This is a genomic window from Rhizobium sp. BT03 (assembly GCF_030053155.1).
Lineage (GTDB): Bacteria > Pseudomonadota > Alphaproteobacteria > Rhizobiales > Rhizobiaceae > Rhizobium.
Genome location: NZ_CP125641.1, coordinates 332,086 through 348,960, shown reverse-complemented (window position 1 = coordinate 348,960; position 16,875 = coordinate 332,086). Strand labels below are relative to the sequence as shown.

The 16,875-nt window shown below is 59.5% G+C and carries 17 protein-coding genes; 5 read left to right on the top strand and 12 right to left on the bottom strand.

Going from position 1 to position 16,875, the window contains the following annotated elements:
• Positions 1–333: 333 nt before the first annotated feature.
• The 3 genes from QMO80_RS23425 (at position 334) to QMO80_RS23415 (ending at position 3,523) form a co-directional block, all read left to right on the top strand.
• The gene (locus QMO80_RS23425; RefSeq protein ID WP_283200277.1) at positions 334–1,581 is read left to right on the top strand and encodes a sugar ABC transporter substrate-binding protein; all 1,248 of its coding nucleotides are present in this window, start codon (positions 334–336) and stop codon (positions 1,579–1,581) included.
• A gap of 152 nt (positions 1,582–1,733) precedes the next feature.
• Positions 1,734–2,675, top strand: a complete 942-nt coding sequence (locus tag QMO80_RS23420) for a carbohydrate ABC transporter permease (protein WP_283200276.1) — start codon at positions 1,734–1,736, stop codon at positions 2,673–2,675.
• A 5-nt stretch (positions 2,676–2,680) separates the two neighbouring features.
• The gene (locus QMO80_RS23415) at positions 2,681–3,523 is read left to right on the top strand and encodes a carbohydrate ABC transporter permease (protein ID WP_049731109.1); all 843 of its coding nucleotides are present in this window, start codon (positions 2,681–2,683) and stop codon (positions 3,521–3,523) included.
• Between the two features lie 41 nt (positions 3,524–3,564).
• On the opposite strand, the gene QMO80_RS23410 is transcribed toward QMO80_RS23415, so the two are convergent.
• The 7 genes from QMO80_RS23410 to ugpB form a co-directional block, all read right to left on the bottom strand.
• Positions 3,565–4,362 carry an HAD-IIB family hydrolase gene (locus QMO80_RS23410; RefSeq protein WP_283200275.1) on the bottom strand — a complete coding sequence of 266 codons (798 nt, stop codon included), beginning with the start codon at positions 4,360–4,362 and terminating at the stop codon, positions 3,565–3,567.
• Positions 4,359–5,144: a DeoR/GlpR family DNA-binding transcription regulator gene (locus QMO80_RS23405; protein WP_088935962.1), complete on the bottom strand. Its 786-nt coding sequence runs from the start codon at positions 5,142–5,144 to the stop codon at positions 4,359–4,361. Before QMO80_RS23405 ends, QMO80_RS23410 begins: the two co-directional genes overlap by 4 nt.
• Before the next feature lie 9 nt (positions 5,145–5,153).
• Positions 5,154–5,903 carry a glycerophosphoryl diester phosphodiesterase gene (locus tag QMO80_RS23400; protein WP_283200274.1) on the bottom strand — a complete coding sequence of 250 codons (750 nt, stop codon included), beginning with the start codon at positions 5,901–5,903 and terminating at the stop codon, positions 5,154–5,156.
• Between the two features lie 52 nt (positions 5,904–5,955).
• Complete coding sequence (locus QMO80_RS23395; protein ID WP_283200273.1) at positions 5,956–7,002, bottom strand: sn-glycerol-3-phosphate import ATP-binding protein UgpC; 1,047 nt, start codon at positions 7,000–7,002, stop codon at positions 5,956–5,958.
• A gap of 1 nt (position 7,003) precedes the next feature.
• Entirely contained in the window at positions 7,004–7,852 is an 849-nt protein-coding gene (ugpE, locus tag QMO80_RS23390; RefSeq protein ID WP_064844154.1) for a sn-glycerol-3-phosphate ABC transporter permease UgpE, read from the bottom strand.
• 12 nt (positions 7,853–7,864) lie between these two features.
• Complete coding sequence (gene ugpA / locus QMO80_RS23385; RefSeq protein WP_283200272.1) at positions 7,865–8,749, bottom strand: sn-glycerol-3-phosphate ABC transporter permease UgpA; 885 nt, start codon at positions 8,747–8,749, stop codon at positions 7,865–7,867.
• A 65-nt stretch (positions 8,750–8,814) separates the two neighbouring features.
• A complete protein-coding gene (gene ugpB / locus QMO80_RS23380; protein ID WP_283200271.1) occupies positions 8,815–10,137 on the bottom strand; it encodes a sn-glycerol-3-phosphate ABC transporter substrate-binding protein UgpB in 1,323 nt (440 codons plus the stop codon).
• A gap of 234 nt (positions 10,138–10,371) precedes the next feature.
• On the opposite strand from ugpB, the gene QMO80_RS23375 reads away from it, so the two are divergent.
• Complete coding sequence (locus QMO80_RS23375) at positions 10,372–11,013, top strand: DUF47 family protein (protein ID WP_064844982.1); 642 nt, start codon at positions 10,372–10,374, stop codon at positions 11,011–11,013.
• On the top strand, positions 11,013–12,014 hold the full coding sequence (locus QMO80_RS23370) for an inorganic phosphate transporter (RefSeq protein WP_283200270.1): 1,002 nt from the start codon (positions 11,013–11,015) through the stop codon (positions 12,012–12,014). Before QMO80_RS23375 ends, QMO80_RS23370 begins: the two co-directional genes overlap by 1 nt.
• A gap of 47 nt (positions 12,015–12,061) precedes the next feature.
• On the opposite strand, the gene QMO80_RS23365 is transcribed toward QMO80_RS23370, so the two are convergent.
• From QMO80_RS23365 to QMO80_RS23345, 5 genes are read right to left on the bottom strand one after another with little or no spacing between them, the layout of a single operon-like run.
• Complete coding sequence (locus tag QMO80_RS23365) at positions 12,062–13,039, bottom strand: sugar kinase (protein ID WP_283200269.1); 978 nt, start codon at positions 13,037–13,039, stop codon at positions 12,062–12,064.
• 24 nt (positions 13,040–13,063) lie between these two features.
• Positions 13,064–13,879, bottom strand: coding sequence for a carbohydrate ABC transporter permease (locus QMO80_RS23360; protein WP_003591396.1), 816 nt, complete (start codon positions 13,877–13,879; stop codon positions 13,064–13,066).
• Positions 13,879–14,820 (bottom strand): carbohydrate ABC transporter permease, encoded by a 942-nt coding sequence (locus QMO80_RS23355; protein ID WP_283200268.1) that lies wholly within the window; start codon positions 14,818–14,820, stop codon positions 13,879–13,881. Before QMO80_RS23355 ends, QMO80_RS23360 begins: the two co-directional genes overlap by 1 nt.
• Positions 14,820–16,148 carry an ABC transporter substrate-binding protein gene (locus QMO80_RS23350; RefSeq protein WP_283200267.1) on the bottom strand — a complete coding sequence of 443 codons (1,329 nt, stop codon included), beginning with the start codon at positions 16,146–16,148 and terminating at the stop codon, positions 14,820–14,822. The genes QMO80_RS23355 and QMO80_RS23350 overlap by 1 nt, the downstream gene beginning before the upstream one ends.
• Before the next feature lie 55 nt (positions 16,149–16,203).
• The gene (locus QMO80_RS23345) at positions 16,204–16,863 is read right to left on the bottom strand and encodes a GntR family transcriptional regulator (protein ID WP_049731099.1); all 660 of its coding nucleotides are present in this window, start codon (positions 16,861–16,863) and stop codon (positions 16,204–16,206) included.
• Between the last annotated feature and the right edge of the window lie 12 nt (positions 16,864–16,875).

The window sequence follows — 16,875 nt, the reverse complement described above, 5'->3', positions numbered from 1 at the left end:
GATAATCGCATTGGCGGCACTGTCTTTCTAAACACGAAATAGTCGCCTCCATCCGCCCGTTCCTCTCCTATGCCGGCGGCTGCAAACTTTCATTTGTTTACGAAAGTAAAGAAAAAATGCATCACAAGCAATACAAATTCTGCGAAAAAATGTCGGCAACAATATCGTATAATACTCTTTTTTATCAGTGCTTTAGAAAAGCATACATCGCCTATACCGAGGTCGATTTTTTTCTGCATCGCATTTCTTCATTGACAGACAGGCGCCTCAGGGAACCTAATTTGCCTACGGTCTTGAGGAGGATCGATCACTGAAAATCTATGGGAGGCACAGATGAATATCAGAAAATTCAGCGTGACCATGCGGGCTGCCGTGGCGGTGTGGGCGCTTTGCGCCAGCTCGGCATTTGCCGACACCACCATCGAGTTCATTCAATGGTGGGAACCCGAAATGCCCTCCGGCGCGCTGCGCGGCATCATGAACGATTTCGAGGCGGCAAATCCCGGCATCAAGGTGACGCTCGTCAGCGGTCCCTATGCCACGACCCGTGACCAGATCGTCGTCGGCGCCGCCTCCGGGACCTTAAGCGACGTCGTCGGCCTGGATGGCGCCTGGGTCAACGGGCTCTCCAAGCAGGGCGCGATCGCCTCCATGGACGACCTGATGGAGAAGGCGAAATACGACAAGAGCCAGATCACCGATATCGTCAAGGTCGACGGCAAGAGCGTGATGTTCCCGCTGGCATCCTTCGTCTACCCCGTCTTCGTCAACCTCGATATCGCCAAGGCGTCGGGTGTCGACAAGCTGCCGGCCACGCGCACGGAATTCGCCGAAGCCGCCAAGAAGATGACCGACGCGTCAAAGAACCAGTATGGCTGGGTTCTGCCGCTATCGCTGCAGTCTCCGAGCGGAATCCAGAACGACGTGATGTCCTGGGTCTGGGCCTCCGGCGCCTCGATGATGAAGGACGGCAAGCCTGACCTCGAAAATGACGCCGTCGTCGGCACGCTCGACTATCTGGCGTCCCTCAACAAGGAAGGCGTTATTTCTCCAGGCATTTTCGCCAAGAAGGAGCAGGACAAGGTCGAGGAATTCGTCAACGGCCGCGTCGGCATGATGGTCGATTCCCTCGCGCACGTGAATCTCATCCGCGAGCGCAATCCGAAGCTCAAATTCGGCATCTCCGCCTTGCCGGCCACCGACGGCTATACCGGCAAACGCGGCATGCCCTATGCGTCCTGGGGCATCGGCATCAGCGAGGGCAGCAAGCACAAGGAAGAAGCCTGGAAGCTGGTGGAATACCTGATGAGCCCCGACGTCAACGGCCGCCTGGTGTCGATTGCCAATGCCTTCCCCGGCAATGTCCATGCCAAGCCCGACTTCGTGGCATCGGACCCGATCTTCGCGGAAGCTTTCAAAATCTTCCAGAGCGGCTATCCTGCCAACGAATTCGTCGGCCTTCCGGTTGCCGAAGAACTGATGCGCGACATGAACGTCGAAGTTCAGAAGATGTTCGACGGCGGCCAGTCGGCCAAGGACGCGGCTGCCAATACCGAGAAGGCCTGGCTCGCGAAGTTCTGAGGCCTGTCGCCCCGAAGTGCGCAGCGGTTGCGGGATAACGAGATGCATCAAACCGAAGACTAAGCACATCGCTTTCACGAGATCGCCGGCAACGCGACGTGGCGCTGCCGGCGTAAGTCGTCAAATCTCGGCAGAATGGGAAGTCACAGCTCATGAATCATTCCGCTCCGGCTCTGGTAGCTGCGCAAGTCAACGCGCGGAAAAAAAAAAGATGGCTTCGTTACAGCACCTTGAGGAAGCTGGTGCCGTATTTCTACGTGTCGCCGGCGACCTTTTTGCTTGTTCTGCTGATGCTGTTCCCGATGGTGATGGTCTTCAAATATTCATTGATGGACGGCGCCATCATGAAAAAGGACGCTGCATTCGCAGGCGTCCAGAATTACCTGACTATCTTCGAAAATCCGGTCTTCTGGCAGTCGGTCGGCCAGACGATGTATTTCACGATCATGAGCGTCGTCTTCCACTTCATCATCGGCCTGGCCTTTGCGCTGTTGCTGAACACCAACCGCGTCGATCCGCTGATCAGGAGCATATTACGTGTGCTCTTCATCCTGCCGTGGTTGTTCACGGCCGTCATCATCGCCATCATCTGGCGCCTGCTGCTCGACCCGAACGGCGTCGTCAACAGCGTGCTGATGGCGCTCCATATCATCAACTTCAAAGTCGAGTGGTTCTCGTCGACCCACACCGCCATTCACGCCCTGACCTTTGCCAACATCTGGGCGGGTTATCCGCTCTACATGGTCAGCCTGCTTGCCGGCCTGCAGGGCATTTCGAAGGAGCTTTACGAGGCGGCCGGAATCGACGGCGCCAACGAGCTGGAAAAATTCTGGTACATCACCATTCCGCAGCTGATGCCGATCATCATCAGCATCGCGCTTCTCGACTTCATCTGGACGATGCAGGTTTTTCCGCTCGTCTGGATGACGACGGGCGGCGGCCCGATCTATTCGACGGAGGTGCTCTCCACCTTCACCTACAAGCTCGCCTTCTCCCAGTATGAATTTTCGCTGGCTTCGGCGAGTGCGATGATCATCCTCATCATTTCGATGAGCGTCACCTACTTCTACATCAAACACCAGCAGCGCAGGTGACCGCCATGGCAAAGCGTTCCAAGAACTCGGCCCTGCCGACCATCCTGACCTATCTCGGGCTGGCGGTCGGCCTCATCTTTTCGACCTTCCCGATCGTCTGGATGTTTTTCAGCTCGCTGAAATCGAACACGGAAATCTTCGCTCTTCCGCCGCGGCTTTTGCCGGAGGATTTCACCGTGGCTGCCTATCTGACGATCTTCAACGATCCGGTGAAGGTGCGGTTCTTCATCAACAGCTACTTCGTCGCCGGCGTCGTCACTTGCCTGACCCTCGTCATCGCCATCCTGACCGCCTATGGATTCAGCCGCTACTCGTTCCGCTTCAAGAACACCTTGAACATCTTCATCATCAGCACCCAGACCGTTCCGCCGATCACTCTTCTCATCCCCTATTTCGGCATGGTCGTCGCCTTCAGGATCTTCGACACCTATCTGGCACTGATCCTCACCTACATGGTCTTCACACTGCCTTACGCGGTCCTGCTGATGACGGGCTACCTCAACACCTTGCCGAAGGAATTGGACGAGGCCGTCCTTGTCGACGGCGGCTCGAGCTGGACGGCGCTTTGGCGCGTCATCGTGCCCGTCTCCATCCCCGGCATCGTCGCCACCGCCGTCTACACATTTCTGCTGGCGTGGAACGAATTCCTCTTCGCGCTGACGCTGACAAAGTCGATGGATCTCAGAACCGTTCCGATCGGCATCCAGCTGCTGATGGGCCAGCACGCTTTCGAATGGAATGAAATGATGGCGATGAGCGTGCTGGGCTCCCTCCCCCTGCTGGTGCTGTACCTGGTTGCCCAACGCTATTTCCTGGCGGGCATGACCGCCGGCTCGGTCAAAAGCTGAGGTGGAAGCAATTCGTCTTAAGCATTGATATCCGCCACGGCTTATTGCGAAACTTCGCCGACCGCGTGCAGGATCGAGCGGGCAATATCGGCAAAGCCAAGTCCGGCGGGCTGCGAGGAGACCCACTTGGGCGCGAATTGCAGGTGCGGCAGGACCGGGATGATATTGTTGACCCCGAAGGAATTGCGGATAAAGCCGAACATCGGCGCGTCGTTTCGAGAGTCGCCGACGAAGGCGGTCACGGTGGGCATCTCAGTCGGATCGACACCAAACAGGCCGGTCAGAACCCGCTCGCTCATCGATCTCTTGTTGTAGTCGCCGATCCAGGTGTTGATGTGGATGGAGCTGATCGCCACCGTTCCGCCCATGGCTCTAATGCTGGACGCCAGATCTTCGACCTCGTGCGGATCGTGACCCTGAATGTCGATTGCGACATCCGCCAGCCGGAAGACCTGGTCGTGGGCGATCCTGAACGGCCTGCGCTTTTGCGTGATCAGCGCTTTGATCGCCTGCAGGTGCCGGCGTTGGCGCTCACCCTGCAGGACGCCGTCCTCCCAATAGTCGAAGACGACGTCGCCATCCCGGCGGGTGACGCAATATGCGCCGCTTTCGCCGATGACGGCGGCCACCGGCCAGGCGCGGACGATATGCTCGCACCAGCCGGCTGAGCCGCCCGTGACCGGCACGACGGCAATGCCGGCGCGGCTGAGATCCCACAAAGCCTCAAAGGTCTGCGGCAGAAGTTTGCCCTCTGTCGTCAGGGTATCGTCGATGTCGGTGAACAGGTAGCGCACGTCCTGCAGCTCCCGCGCTGATGGCGCCAGGTCCACGTAGCTCATGTCGTCTCCTCGCTGCATGTCACCACGTCCAACCCGCTTTCGGCGAGGGCATTGGCGGCCGACGCTTCGCCGGGCAGTCGATCCGTGTAAAAACGGGTGAGTTTGCTGAATGGCGCAACCCGCACGGAGGCGGTGCGTGTCCACTTGCTGACATCTGCGGCGAGAATCTGTGTTTGTGAATTTTCAAGAAGCGCGTTGGTGATCTGGGCTTCGCTGTAGCTGAAATCCATCAGGCCGGTGAGCGGGCTGAGAGCGCCTGCGCCGACCACGGCGTGGGTTGCATAGAATTTTTCAACGAACCGGATCACATCCGTGCCGACCACGTCGCGGTCATCGTGACGCAAAAGACCGCCGGTCAAATGGACCTCGACACTCGGGGCGTCGCACAGGCTCAAGGCGACGTGGATGTTGTTGGTGATCACCGTCAGACCCTGGTGATCACGCAGCGCGTCGGCAACGAATTGCACCGTGCTGCCGATGCCGAGAAACACAGTCGCCTCCGCCCCGATGTCGGCGGCGACGCGTTTTGCGATAAGCCGCTTGGCCCGCCGGTTGAGCTGGGCGCGAGCATTGAGCGAGATGTTGCTGCCCTCGACCGGCAGGTCGACGCCGCCGTGGAAGCGGCGCGCATGCCCCAGGTCGCATAGGGCATTGATATCGCGACGGATGGTCTGCGTCGTCAGATCGTACCGACGTGCCAGCTCCTCGATGTACTGAACACCTTCGGTCTCGATCAGCGCAAGGATCTCGCGTTGCCGGCTCGATATGATCCGCTGCCCCATCGCCGCTCCTTAGGTGAGGTAGACACTGGGATCGTCTGTTATCACGCCGGTCAAACCCGCGTCCCAGAAAGATGCGAGCCGCTTTGGGTCGTTGCAGGTCCAGGCCCGCACCGTAATGCCGTGACGGACGGCCTCTTCGAGAAATCCGATACTGAGAGCCTTATAGTCGAGATGGATGGCCGTTGCCGGGATCGACCGAAGGATATCCAGCCAATCCGCAGGCACCTTGCTCCACAGCATGGCGAGCTCGTAACTTGGATCAAGCGCATGCATTCCTTTCAGCGCAGCGGCATCAAAGCTCGAGATCATGATCCTGGTGTGCGGCGCCCGTGCCTTCAGATGCTGATCGACGACATTGACCAGCTGGTCGAGCGATTTGTGATGGGCGTGCTGCTTGATCTCGACATTGGCGTTGAGGCCAAATTCGCCGAGAGCCGAGACGACCCGCGCCAGCGTCGGCAGCGGTTCGCCCTTGAATTGCGGGCCGAACCATGCGCCGGCGTCGATGGCCTTGAGATCCGACGCTGTGAGGTCGGCAAGACTTCCCTTTGACGACGAGCAGCGATCGATTGAAACATCGTGGATCACCACCGGCGTGCCATCGCCAAGAAGAGCAACGTCGAGTTCGACCCATTCCGCGCCTTGTTCGGCGGCTGCCTGGAAGGCAGCAATGGTATTTTCGGGCGCCACGGCAGAGGCGCCCCGATGCGCCTGAACTTCACTGCGTGGCGGGCCGGATCGCGGCTCTACGGTCGTCATCGTCTCATCTCTTTCGTCGTCTTCTGCTGGATGAAGAAATAAAAATCCTGCGTCAATCCGTGCGTTTACCGGTATTGCTGTTAAAAGGGTGCATCGCGTCAACACGGGCGAAAACGTCGATATTCGCATTCTCGGCAAAGTCCGGGCGACCCGGCACCGTCAGGACGACCGTCCGCTGGCTCTCACCCAATCGTACATGCAGATGGCTTTCTCCGCCGATTGGCTCGAGCAGCTCGACCGTCGCATTCAGGCGAACGGTGGGCTCCGCCGGCCTGGTGACGAGCAACGCGTCGGGGCGAAGGCCGACCATGTCGGTGCCGGCAGGCAATGCCAGGGTGCCTGCACTGTCGGCAGCCCTGAGCACGTCGACCGGCACAAGGTTCATAGGCGGCGAGCCGATGAAGCTGGCGACAAACAAACTTGCCGGCCGATCGTAAACCGCCACCGGCGTGCCGACCTGCTCGACAAGGCCGCCGTTCATCACCACCAGCCGGTCTGCAAGGGTCATCGCTTCAAGCTGATCGTGCGTGACGTAGATGCTGGTCGTCTTCAGACGCCGTTGCAGCCGGCGAATTTCGACGCGCATCTGCACCCGCAATTTGGCATCGAGATTGGACAGCGGCTCGTCGAACAGAAAGGCGGCCGGCTCGCGGACGATGGCGCGCCCCATCGCCACACGCTGGCGCTGTCCGCCAGAGAGTTCGCGCGGTTTGCGGTCCAACATCGGTCCGATTTCGAGGATCTCGGCGGCCTCCGCCACGCGGCGGTTGATTTCCGCCCGTTCGGTGCCGCGGTTTTTCAAACCATATTCGAGATTTCCCCGCACGGTCATATGCGGATAAAGCGCATAGTTTTGAAAGACCATCGCAATGTCGCGGTCGGCAGGCTCCGCCTTGTTGACATTGCGGCCGGCAATCTCGACATCGCCTTCGCTGATCGTTTCCAGCCCGGCGATCATGCGAAGCAGGGTTGATTTCCCACAGCCGGAGGGGCCGACGAGCACGATCAGTTCGCCGTCTGCAACCGACAGGTTGATGCCTTTGACAGCCGGAACGGCACCATAATTCTTCTTGACGTCGATGATGTTGATCGTGGCCATTTCATTTCTCCGTTTCGACCAGGCCTTTGACAAAAAGGCGTTGCATGGCGACGATGACGAGGACGGGCGGCAGGGCGGCCAGAATGACCGCTGCCATCACGAGGTTCCAGCGCGGCTCGGCATCGGCAACCGCTGCCATGCGCTGAATTCCCATGACGACGGTATAGAAGCTCTGGTCGGTGGTGATGATGAGCGGCCAGAGATACTGGTTCCAGCCGAGCACGAAGAGGATGATGAACAAGGCGGCGATATTGGTGATCGACAGCGGCAGCAAAATATCGCGGAAGAACTTCATCGGCCCCGCCCCGTCGACACGCGCGGCCTCCATCAATTCGTCAGGCACCGTCAGAAAGAACTGGCGAAACAGGAAGGTCGCCGTTGCCGAGGCGATCAGCGGAATGATGAGGCCGCCGTAATTGTTCAGCATCCCGAGGTCGGCGACGACCTTGTACGTTGGCACGATGCGCACCTCGACCGGCAGCATCAGCGTGATGAAAATCATCCAGAATGCCAGGGTCCGGAACGGAAACCGGAAATAGACGATGGCAAAGGCCGAAAGGATCGAGATGGCGATCTTCCCGACGGCGACGCCGACCGCCATGATCAGCGAGTTGATCATCATCGGCCCGATCGGCGGAGCGCCCGAGCTTGTCATGCCCGAGGACAGCATCGTCGAGTAGTTCTCGATGATATGGCTTCCCGGGGTCAGCGGCACGACACCCGACAAGAAGTCATTGGGTCCGTGGCTCGATGCGATGAAAGCGACGTAAACGGGAAACACCACGATCGTGACACCGAGGATCAGCACAAGGTGGGCAAGGAAATTCAGGAAAGGGCGATTTTCAACCATCCTTGGGACCCCTCAATATTGCACGCGGCGTTCGATGAAGCGGAACTGCACCGCCGTCAGTGCAACGACGATCACCATCAGAATGACGGACTGCGCCGCCGACGAGCCCAGATTCAGTCCGATGAAACCGTCGAAATAGACCTTGTAGACCAGGATCTCGGTTGCGCGCGCCGGCCCGCCCTGGGTGGTCGCATGAACGATGCCGAACGTATCGAACATCGCGTAAACGATATTGATGACGATCAGATAGAAGGTCGTCGGCGAGATCAGCGGGAAGACGATCGTCCAGAAACGCTTGGTAGGACCGGCCCCATCGATGGCGCCGGCCTCCTGAAGCGAGCGGGGCACGGATTGCAGCGCAGCCAGGAAGAACAGGAAGTTATAGGATATCTGTTTCCAGGTGGCGGCGATCACGATCAGGATCATCGCGTCGTTGGGATCGATCAGATGGTTCCAATCGACGCCCATCGACCGCAGCATATAGGCGACGATGCCGATCGACGGATTGAACATGAACCACCAGAGAATACCGGCAATCGCCGGGGCGACGGCATAGGGCCAAATCAGCAGAGTCGAATAAATTCGGGAGGTGCGGAGCACGCGCATTGCCGCAGCCGCCAGGAGCAGCGCGATCGACGTCGACAGCACCGTCACCAGAATGGCGAAGATCAGCGTGTGGCCGAAGGCATTGATATAGATCGGATCGGCAAAAAGCCGACGGTAGTTTTCGAACCAGACGAAGTTCGTTTTGAAGCCGAAGGCATCCTCGCGCAGGAAGGATTGCCAGAAGGCCGTTGCCGCAGGCCAGAGGAAGAATACCACGGTCACGAAAATCTGGGGGGCAATGAGCAGGTAAGGCAAAAGCTTGTTGGGAAATACGGTCCGTTTGGTTTGCATGAGCCCTCACACTGACGGATGGGAAACGGGGACCGGTCTTTCACCAGCCCCCGTCGCGGTGCCCATTAGTTGGCGGACTCGAAATCGCGAAGCTGTTCGTTGCCGCGTGCGACGACGGAATCGACCGCTTCCTTCGCCGTCTTCTTTCCACCCAGCAAAGCGGCAAACTCATCGTCGATGATGCCACGCACCTGCACGTAATTGCCGAAACGGATGCCCTTGGAATTGTCGGTGGGAGTCACCCGCGTCAGCTGTTTGATGCCGATGTCGGCGCCGGGGTTTTTCTCATAATAGCCCTGGTCCTGGCCGAGCTTATAGGCAGCTTCGGTGATCGGCAGGTAGCCGGAGAACTGATGCCAGTCGGCCTGAACTTCCGGCTTCTGCAGGTAGGTGAAGAACTTCGCGACACCCTTATATTCCGCTTCCGGACGGCCCTTCAGCGTCCAGAGGGTGGCGCCGCCGATGATCGAATTGAGCGGCTGCTTGATGACGTCATCGTAGAAAGGAAGCGGTGCAAAACCGACTTTGAAGCTTTTCGCGTTGTTGATGACGCCGGCCCGGCCGGCCGACGAGTTCATATACATCGCGCATTCCTGCGAATAGAACATCGGAGGTGCGTTGTCGCCGCCGACAGGCCCGCCGAATTTGAACAGACCTTCGTCCTGCCACTTCTTCAAATTGTCCCAGTGGCGGATCGTCAAATCGTTGTTGAAGGTGAATTCGGCGTCCAGGCCACCGAAGCCGTTGGCCTTGGTGGAGTACGGCTTGTCGTGCAGGGCATTAAGATTTTCGGTCTGGATCCAGGAGATCCAGGCGCTGGTGAAGCCGCATTTGGCCGCACCCGATTTCATGATGGTCCGCGAGAAGGATTCTACCTCCGCCCATGTTTTCGGCGGCGTTTCCGGATCGAGCCCGGCCTTCTTGAAGACGTCCTTGTTGTAATACATGATCGGCGTCGAGGAATTGAAGGGCAGCGACAAGACATTGCCGCTGGTGTCCGAGTAATAGCCGACGACCGGGGCAATGAATTTGCTCTGGTCCCAGGCCTCGCCTTCGTCTTTCATCAGCTGGTAAACCGGATAGACCGCACCCTGTGCGGCCATCATCGTGCCGGTGCCGACTTCATAGACCTGGACGATTGCCGGCTGCTGCTTGGCACGAAACGCAGCGATCGCGCCGGTCAGCGTCTCGTCATAGGTGCCCTTATAGACCGGCACGATCTCATAATCGGACTGAGATGCGTTGAAGCCTTTGGCGATCTGTTCAAGCTTCGCGCCATTCTCGCCGCCCATCGCATGCCACCACTGGATCTTCGTGGCGGCCATGGCCGGGACGGATAAGGACAGGCTGGTCAATCCTGCGGACAGGAAAAAAGCGATCTTGTTCATCTTCACTCCCATTGCTCTCGGTCCGCAGCCTCCCGCTCCAGACGTGTGGCAATGGTAACAGTCATAGTTCACTTTGCAATAATGAAATGTTCAAATGAACATTTGCCGAAAGTGCCCTGACAGCGCGATCGACGGATTGCGATTTCTGTCAATGACTTCCCTTCTGCGGTCTCGCGGCTTTCCATGGCAGCCGCCGTGCTTTATGACGATTTTGTGACAGTCCATGGAGTGCCGATGTTAAGCTGGTTTCGAAAACTCATGCCGCGGGAAGATCGCTTCTTCGATCTCTTCGCTCAACACTCAAAAACCGTCGTCGGTGCGGCCGAAGCGCTCAACGAACTCTTGGGCGGCACGGACATCGAAGGCCATTGCGCCCGGATCGTTCAATTGGAGGATGAAGCGGACGAGATTACCCGCCAAGTGCTGCTTGCCGTGCGCCGCAGTTTTGTCACGCCCTTCGATCGCGGCGATATCAAGGATCTCATCCAGTCGATGGATGATGCGATCGACATGATGCAGAAAACGGTGAAGACCATCCGGCTGTTCGAGCAGAAAAGCTTCGACCCTGTGATGCAGGAAATGGGAAAGACGATCGTCCAGGCGGCACATCTGATCGCCGAAGCCCTTCCCCTTCTCGACCGGATCAGCGCCAACGCCCCGCGTCTGGCCGCGCTGGCCGAAGAAGTAACGCGCGTCGAGGGCCGGTCCGACGAGTTGCATGAGCAGGGCCTGAAGGATCTCTTCCGCCGCCACGGCGCGTCAAATGCGATGGCTTATCTTATCGGCAGCGAGATTTATGGCGAGCTTGAGAAGGTCGTCGACCGTTTCGAGGATGTCGCCAATGAAATCAGTGGCATCGTCATCGAGAACGTTTGATGGAAGCCACCCTCGCCCTGCCCCTCCTTGCCGCTCTCGTGGCTGTTGCCCTCTTCTTTGATTTCTTGAACGGCCTGCACGATGCCGCCAATTCGATCGCCACGATTGTGTCGACGCGGGTGCTGCGTCCGCAATATGCGGTGTTCTGGGCGGCTTTTTTCAACTTTATCGCCTTCTTGTTCTTTGGTCTGCACGTCGCAGAAACGCTCGGGACCGGCATTATCGATCCGGCCATCGTCACCCCGCAAGTCATCTTCGCGGCACTGGTGGGCGCGATCGTCTGGAACATCATCACCTGGGTCTTCGGTATCCCTTCGAGTTCATCGCATGCACTGGTCGGCGGGTTGGTAGGCGCTGGCCTGATGAAGACAGGTTTCAGTTCGATCGTCTGGAGCGGCCTGTTGAAAACGGCCGGCGCCATCGTGATGTCGCCGGCGATCGGGTTTCTCCTTGCGCTGTTGCTCATCCTGATCGTGTCGTGGATCTTCGTGCGACAGACGCCTTTCGCTGTCGATCGGACATTCCGGATTTTCCAGTTTGTCTCCGCCTCGCTCTATTCCCTCGGCCATGGCGGCAACGACGCTCAGAAGACGATGGGCATCATTGCCGTGCTGCTCTATTCGCAGGGCTACCTGACCGGCGGCTTCCATGTGCCGCTCTGGGTGGTTCTCTCATGCCAGGGCGCAATGGCGCTCGGCACACTTTGCGGCGGATGGCGGATCGTCCACACCATGGGATCGAAGATCACCCGCCTCAACCCAATGCAGGGTTTCTGTGCCGAAACCGGCGGAGCATTGACGCTGTTCGGCGCAACCTGGCTGGGCATCCCGGTCTCGACGACGCACACGATCACCGGCGCCATCATCGGCGTGGGTGCCGCCCGACGGCTGTCAGCCGTTCGCTGGGGCCTGGCCGGCAACATCGTTATCGCCTGGGTTGTCACACTCCCGGCCGCCGCGACCATTTCAGCGCTCTGCTACTGGCTTTCGGACTTCTTCTAGAGCATGATGCCGTGAGCGGTTTTCTCATGACATCATGCTCTAACTCCTTAATTTAGAACAGGATTCATCTTCGTCACCGGTGCGTCCCAGCTCCGCAGCGCATCGCAGACATCGGCTCTGCCCGGCGCGCCGATACGGCCGCCGAAGACCTGGCATTTGAGCGCCGCCGCCATGGACGAGAAGCGCATCGTCTCAGCGATCGGCATGCCTTCTGCGATCGCAAGAGCGAAAGCGCCATGGAAGACATCGCCGGCCGCGAGCGTATCGACGGCCCTCACCTTCGGAGCGGCAAGATGGAAGATTTCGCTGCTTCGGTCGTCGCACCAGAAGGAGCCGTTTTCTCCAGATGTAACGCTGATGAAGGCATGCTCGAACTGTCGCTTCAAGAGACCGACGGCCTTCGCCGGCTCGGCAGTTCCGGCAAGGCGCTCAGCGGCCGGCTGCGAGAACACGATGTGGCTGGCCGCCGGTGCCAGCATCTCGATCACGCCGTCGCCGGCAACGTCGCCATCGAGAATAGCCGGTTTGCCCGCCTTTCCGGCGGCGAGCAGCGTTCGCAATGCCAGCTTCGGCCAGCGGACGTCGACCAGAACCGCATCGAAAGCAGACACGTCCTGTTCTGTCACCGGTTTGACCGTCGCGTGCAGGGCTGCATCGTAGAAGGGCACGATCAACCGCTCGCCCTGATCATCGATGAGGATCGTCGAGACGGCCGAGCGGGCGCCTGCCACACGGACCATGCCGCTCGTATCGATGCCGCTGCTGCCGAGGTCGGCAATGATGCGTTCGCCGGTGGCATCATCACCGACCGCACCCCAGAGGCTGGCATTGCCGCCCAGCTGGGCGACCGCAAAGGCCGCGCTCGACGCCATGCCTTCGGCGACCTGCAGCATATCGTAGGGGAGAATTTTGCCCTGGCCGGCCGGCAGCGCGCGCACGCGAAACAGCGTGTCCAGGACCGCAGCGCCGACGCACAAAACGCTGCGCGCCGGGCTAGAGCATGATACCGGAAAGTGTGAAGACATCGTCAAAACCGTCGTCTCACCTGCTCACTTGACGGCCCCGGCCGTCAGCCCCGCCACGATCTGCCGCTGCGCAAACACCGTCAATATCAGCACGGGCAAGGTGACGATCAGCGCCGCAGCAGCAAGCGGCCCCCAACTGACCTGTTCGAAGGAGAGCATGTTGTAGACCGCGACCGGAAGCGTACGCGTCTCGCGACTGGCGAGCACGATCCCGAAGACGAAGTTGTTCCAGGAGAAGATGACCGACAGGATGAAGGCGACGACAATGCCGGGTTTGGCGATCGGCAAAGCGACCAGGCGGAAAATCTGCCAGGGCGTCGCGCCGTCGATGCTTGCAGCCTCTTCCAGCTCCATCGGCGTCGTCTCGAAATAGCCGATCATGATCCAGACGACGATCGGCACGGTGACGACGAGATGGATGATGATCTGCGGCATCAACGTGCCGAGCAGGTTCAGCCACTGGAACAGCAGGAAAAGCGGGATCAGGAAGGAAAGGCCGGGCGTCATACGGGCGATCATGATGACCATCGCCGACTTCTCCGCCTTCAGCCGCGCGATGCCGTAGCCGGCCGGCACGCCGATCAGCAGCGCCAGAAGCGTCGCGGCACCGGTCACCAGTACGGAATTCCAGAGATAGAGGAAGAAATTGTTCTCCTCGAAGACCTTCAGATAATTCGTCCAGGCGAAACGCTCCGGAATGAAGATCGGCGGATAGGCGCCGTTGTCGATCTCGTATTTCAGCGACAGCGAGATCATCCAGAGGAAGAACAGGACGACCGGCGAGATCATCACCAGGGCGACAAACAGCAGTCCGATGCGATCGAGCGTCTTGCGCTTCATCAGCGTGCCTCCCCGTCTGTCCAGTTCGCGCGCTGCCGGAGCATCAGAAGGACGAAGGAGAGCAGGACGATGAGGATGAAGAAAACCACGGCCATGGCCGAGCCGTAACCGATATCATAGTAGGCGAAAGCGGTGTTGTAGAGATAGATATTGATCGTTTCAGATGCCGTGCCCGGGCCGCCCTGGGTCATGGCATAGATGATGTCGAAGCTCTTCACCGCATCGATGCTGCGGATGATCACGGCGATCATCAGGAAGGGCGCGATCATCGGCAGGGTCAGATAGCGGAATTTCTGCCAGACATTGGCGCCGTCGATCTCGGCACTTTCATAGGGCTCGCGCGGAACCGCCGCCAGGCCGCCCAGCACGATCAGCATGATGAGCGGCGTCCATTGCCAGGTCTCGACCAGCACCAGCGAGGGGATGACGCTGCTCTGATTATAGATCCACTCCTGCGGGCCGATACCGATGAAGGAAAGAAGATAATTGAGGACGCCGAGCTGCGGATGGAACATCATCGTCCAGACGAGGGCGATGGCGACCGGCGTCGCCATCATCGGCATCACGAACATGCCGCGCAAAAGGCCGCGCAGCGGAAATTGCGTATCGAAAATCAGCGCGGCGAGCGTCCCTAGAAAAAGGGGCGCCACCACGGAGAGCGTCGTATAAAGCACCGTATGCCACAGCGACTCCCAGAAGCGCATGTCCACGGCCAGGCGGGCATAATTGTCCAGTCCGGCGAAGACCTGGGACTGGCCGAGCGTCCAGCTGTTGACGCTCATCCAAAGGGTAAATACCCATGGAAAAACGATGACCGCCGCAATGACGATCAGCGCCGGGATGACGAAGGGCCAATAGTTGGGAGCAACGCGACCCGCGTTGCTCCTTCCCTTCGAGGCGGCCTTGGCGGCTGCGGCCGTTTCGATGCTTGCCGAGGCCATTATCCCTCGCTTTTCGCCAGGACGGGTTCGAACTGCGCCGTCGCGGCCTTGAGTTCGCTTTCCGGATCGGCGCCGCCAATCATGTTGGTGAGGCCGACGCCATAGATGTCGCGGAACTCGGTGACCGGAATGATGACCGGCAGCGCGAGCTGCGAGATCTTGCCGGAACCGACGACGGCATCAAGCCACGCACCCGGCATCTTGACGCCTTCGCGGACCTTGGCATCCTCGAGCACGGACTGGCGGAAAGGAACACCGGCGCCGGCCTGCAGCAGACGGGCGCCCATCTCATGCGAGATCGCCCATTGGCAGAAGAGATAGGCGGCTTCCTTTTTCTGGCTTGCGGCGACGACGCCGAGCCCGTCGCCGAAGGTTCCCGCAGCCTGTGCCTTCGGGCCTTTCGGCATGATGCCGTAACCGACCTGGCCGACGACGCGCGACTTCTCAGGATTCTCGATCGGCGGCGCAAAGCCGACGCCATCGAGCCACATGCCGATCTTGCCCTGCAGGAAGGCCGACTGGGCCTCGGCCCAGTTGAAGCCGGAGACGCCGGGAGGGGCGGTCTTGGTCATCAGCTTCTGGTAAAGCTTGGCGGCATCGATCGCTTCCGGCGATGTCGTGCGCAGCTTGCCATCTGGGCCGAGCGGGCTCGAACCGTAGCCGAGCAGCAGCGACGTCCAGACCGGCGTATTGGCGTTCTTCAGGCCGCGGGCGACGAAGCCGTAGGTGTTGGTCGACGGATCGGTGAGTGCTTCGGCCGCACTTGCCAGCTCTTCGAACGTCGTCGGGTAGGAAAGCCCCTTCTTCTCGAACAGCGCCTTGTTCCAGTAGATGATCCAGTAATCGACCGAAAAGGGAAGAGAACGCAGAACGCCGCCGGCGTCCTTGGCGAAGGCGAGGCCGGCTTCGGCGAAATCACCTTCCGTCAGGGATGGATCGGTCAGCGCGGGATCCTTGAGGAAGCCGCCGATATCGGCAAGCCAGCCGCCCTTTTCGAACTGCCGCTTCTGGACGTGATAGCTCATATGCACGACATCGAAGCTCGGCTTGCCGGAGCTGAGCTCGATGGTCGTCTTCTGGCGCTGCTGCTGCTCGGGCGTTGCTTCGGCATTGACCTTGATGCCGGTGAGATCCTCGAATTCGGACAGGTACTTCAGGAGTATTTCGCTGCGCGGGCTCTTGACCAGATTGACCTCGAGCGTAGTGTCGGCGAAGCGCTTCCAGTCGACGGCAGCCGATGCCGAGCGCAAGCCGAGCATGCTGCTCGCCCCGAAAGCGGCCGTCCCCGCCAGAAAGCCGCGTCTCGTCGGATTCAAAAATGATGGCATGGTATTCCTCCTCCTTTTGCCGGCGATCTCCTCACCTCCGGCTGATTATTCCCGATTAGATCCTCAGCGCACGGTCCCTTGCACCGTTGATGTGTGCGACAAGGTTGTTGACGGCGTCCTCCGCCGATCGTCGTTCGATCGCCTCGAGCACCTTCAGGTGCTCGCCCATGACAGGCCCGACATGACCCTCGATGCGAAACCGATCCTGGCTGATCAGGCGCATCTTGATCGAGTTCACCCGGTAGGCATTCGAAATGATGGTATTGCCAAGCGCATCGATAAAGGCGTCGTGCATGCCCCAGTCGACGGCCTGCGCGCGCAGTTCGAGCTCATGCGAGCCATCGCCGCTTCGAATGGCGTCGGCGATATCCCGATGCTGCTTCAAAAGCCCGGCGATCGTCTCGTCCGACGCCGACCGGGTGAAGAGCGCTACGGCTTCCTTCTCCAGGAACACGCGCAACTGAAACGCCTCGCGGATGAGATTGAGATCGATGTGGGCGATCTGCAATCCCCGCTGCGGCACCGTTTTGATCAGCCCCTCGGCTTCAAGCCTTGGGATGAGCTCACGGATGGCGCCAAGCGTCAGTCCGGTCAGTTCCACCAGACGGCGTTGCGACACGAACTGGCCAGGACGTACGTCACGCGCAAGAAGATGGCGCGTGAAGCTCGCATACGCCTTTTCCCGCAGCGTCGGCTGCTCGTCCATTCCGTCCATCGCCTCTTCCCG

What these genes read in the sequence shown, in the direction of transcription:
- QMO80_RS23400 (WP_283200274.1), bottom strand. Translation starts at nt 5,903, where the DNA reads ATGACGACCGTAGAGCCGCGATCCGGCCCGCCACGCAGTGAAGTTCAG.
- QMO80_RS23375 (WP_064844982.1), top strand. Translation starts at nt 10,372, where the DNA reads ATGTTAAGCTGGTTTCGAAAACTCATGCCGCGGGAAGATCGCTTCTTC.
- QMO80_RS23415 (WP_049731109.1), top strand. Translation starts at nt 2,681, where the DNA reads ATGGCAAAGCGTTCCAAGAACTCGGCCCTGCCGACCATCCTGACCTAT.
- QMO80_RS23355 (WP_283200268.1), bottom strand. Translation starts at nt 14,820, where the DNA reads ATGGCCTCGGCAAGCATCGAAACGGCCGCAGCCGCCAAGGCCGCCTCG.
- QMO80_RS23410 (WP_283200275.1), bottom strand. Translation starts at nt 4,362, where the DNA reads ATGAGCTACGTGGACCTGGCGCCATCAGCGCGGGAGCTGCAGGACGTG.
- ugpB (WP_283200271.1), bottom strand. Translation starts at nt 10,137, where the DNA reads ATGAACAAGATCGCTTTTTTCCTGTCCGCAGGATTGACCAGCCTGTCC.
- QMO80_RS23395 (WP_283200273.1), bottom strand. Translation starts at nt 7,002, where the DNA reads ATGGCCACGATCAACATCATCGACGTCAAGAAGAATTATGGTGCCGTT.
- ugpA (WP_283200272.1), bottom strand. Translation starts at nt 8,749, where the DNA reads ATGCAAACCAAACGGACCGTATTTCCCAACAAGCTTTTGCCTTACCTG.
- QMO80_RS23405 (WP_088935962.1), bottom strand. Translation starts at nt 5,144, where the DNA reads ATGGGGCAGCGGATCATATCGAGCCGGCAACGCGAGATCCTTGCGCTG.
- QMO80_RS23425 (WP_283200277.1), top strand. Translation starts at nt 334, where the DNA reads ATGAATATCAGAAAATTCAGCGTGACCATGCGGGCTGCCGTGGCGGTG.
- QMO80_RS23420 (WP_283200276.1), top strand. Translation starts at nt 1,734, where the DNA reads ATGAATCATTCCGCTCCGGCTCTGGTAGCTGCGCAAGTCAACGCGCGG.
- QMO80_RS23350 (WP_283200267.1), bottom strand. Translation starts at nt 16,148, where the DNA reads ATGCCATCATTTTTGAATCCGACGAGACGCGGCTTTCTGGCGGGGACG.
- QMO80_RS23370 (WP_283200270.1), top strand. Translation starts at nt 11,013, where the DNA reads ATGGAAGCCACCCTCGCCCTGCCCCTCCTTGCCGCTCTCGTGGCTGTT.
- QMO80_RS23345 (WP_049731099.1), bottom strand. Translation starts at nt 16,863, where the DNA reads ATGGACGGAATGGACGAGCAGCCGACGCTGCGGGAAAAGGCGTATGCG.
- QMO80_RS23365 (WP_283200269.1), bottom strand. Translation starts at nt 13,039, where the DNA reads ATGTCTTCACACTTTCCGGTATCATGCTCTAGCCCGGCGCGCAGCGTT.
- ugpE (WP_064844154.1), bottom strand. Translation starts at nt 7,852, where the DNA reads ATGGTTGAAAATCGCCCTTTCCTGAATTTCCTTGCCCACCTTGTGCTG.
- QMO80_RS23360 (WP_003591396.1), bottom strand. Translation starts at nt 13,879, where the DNA reads ATGAAGCGCAAGACGCTCGATCGCATCGGACTGCTGTTTGTCGCCCTG.